This window comes from Mesorhizobium sp. PL10 (assembly GCF_053714315.1).
In genome coordinates this window covers 1-1,458 of the sequence record NZ_JBSKBR010000132.1, presented here as the reverse complement: position 1 = coordinate 1,458, position 1,458 = coordinate 1, and the positions used below count along the sequence as shown (strand labels likewise).

The 1,458-nt window shown below is 63.4% G+C and carries 1 protein-coding gene; it reads right to left on the bottom strand.

Annotated features, from left to right (window positions below; translation table 11 throughout):
* The coding region (locus tag ACWGTO_RS33415; protein ID WP_454578946.1) for an IS701 family transposase at window positions 1-1,236 on the bottom strand (1,236 nt) is incomplete at its 3' end.
* Between the last annotated feature and the right edge of the window lie 222 nt (window positions 1,237-1,458).

Here is a 1,458-nt window from a genome sequence, read left to right as displayed (position 1 = left end):
CGTCAGGCTGGTTTTTCGGTACCACGCTGCTGCGTATGGGGTGGTGGTGGTGGTGAGCAGATCGCAGGCCCATAGCGATACGAGGCTGTAGAGCCCAAGCAATGCTGGGGTGGTTCGCGCAATGGCTTTGTCAGACCATTGCCGCTGGGTCTCAACGCCAAGGTGGGCACGGGTCTCGGCGAACGTGACCTCGATCTGCCAGCGGCGGACGAACAGGGCGATGATGTCGGCGGGCTCGAGAGTGATGTCCGTGCTGAAGAAGGCTTGAGGAGGGCGTTTGCCATCGGGATGCCGGACCAGCACCCAGCGGAGCGGCATTACCGGGGTACCGGGCCTGTACCACAAGGCGGTATCAGATGTGATCTCGAGCGTTTTGCCGTCGACATGGCCGTACCAGGCGGACACGATGATCCTTGCCCAGATCGTGGCAGGGTTGGACAGGAGTGTCTTGAGCTTTGGTAGCGCCGGACCTTTTTGCGCTGGCCTGCCGAGGGTGCGCGTGGTCCGCTTCGGCGGTGGCGCAAACAGGTTGGCATCCAGTCGCAGCCGGCTGATGAGCGTTGCCCTGCCAGTGATGGCATGGGCCAGTTCATGGACGGCAAAGCTGCTGTCGCCCACGAAGATGATGCGGCGCCCTGGCAGCCAGCGACAGAGTTGCAGTGCGCCCTGCCGCGCCCATTCGGTCAGCAGCTTGTGGCGCCGCCCGCGTTGATGGTCGGATCGCTCGGACGGGGCAAGCAGGGTCAAGACGGGCAAGGCCTTTACCAGGCTCGTCCATGGCGCCGGGGTCAGCACCATGAAGCTCAACCAGCGCAGGCCACTGGCTTTGACGAAATGGCCATGGCTGGAGCGCACTGGATCCCGGTAGATGCCCCGTGCGCTGATCCGGCGTCCCCATCGGCGTTCGATGGTGTCGTCCATGCCAATGACGATGGGTCCATCCGGCACGAGCCGTTCGACCACAAGGCCCAGCAATCGCCTGGCAACGGCACGGGGGCTCCAGCAGGCTCGGTTGAGGACCTGGTGGTAGCTTGCAAAGTTGGCGGCCTCGGCCCGGCCAGTCATGCGCAGGCAGGAACTGACGGTCCGCTTGCCCGGCGCCAGCAAAGCTCCCATGACCAGAACAAGGACATGTTCCCAACTAGGCGCTGTGAAGCAGGTGCGCAACGCTTGGAGCCACTGGCGCAGGATCTGGGGAACGGTATCGCCGACAGCGGCGCTGGAATGGTGCAGCATCCCATGCTTCGAATCCCGGCCAGCACATGTTGCAAGGCAATGACCCTGCGGCGAAGTGAATCAGGCCTGCCCGGGCCCGCGGCAGCTATGACTGCACAATGGAAAAGGACAATATGGCCCTGCGCATCGAAGCGTTCGACCAGGCCAATGGTGGCGGCGTTGGCTGTTACAAGGACAAAGGTGCCTACCACCTTTATCTGCTGGCAACCGAGGCGCCGATCG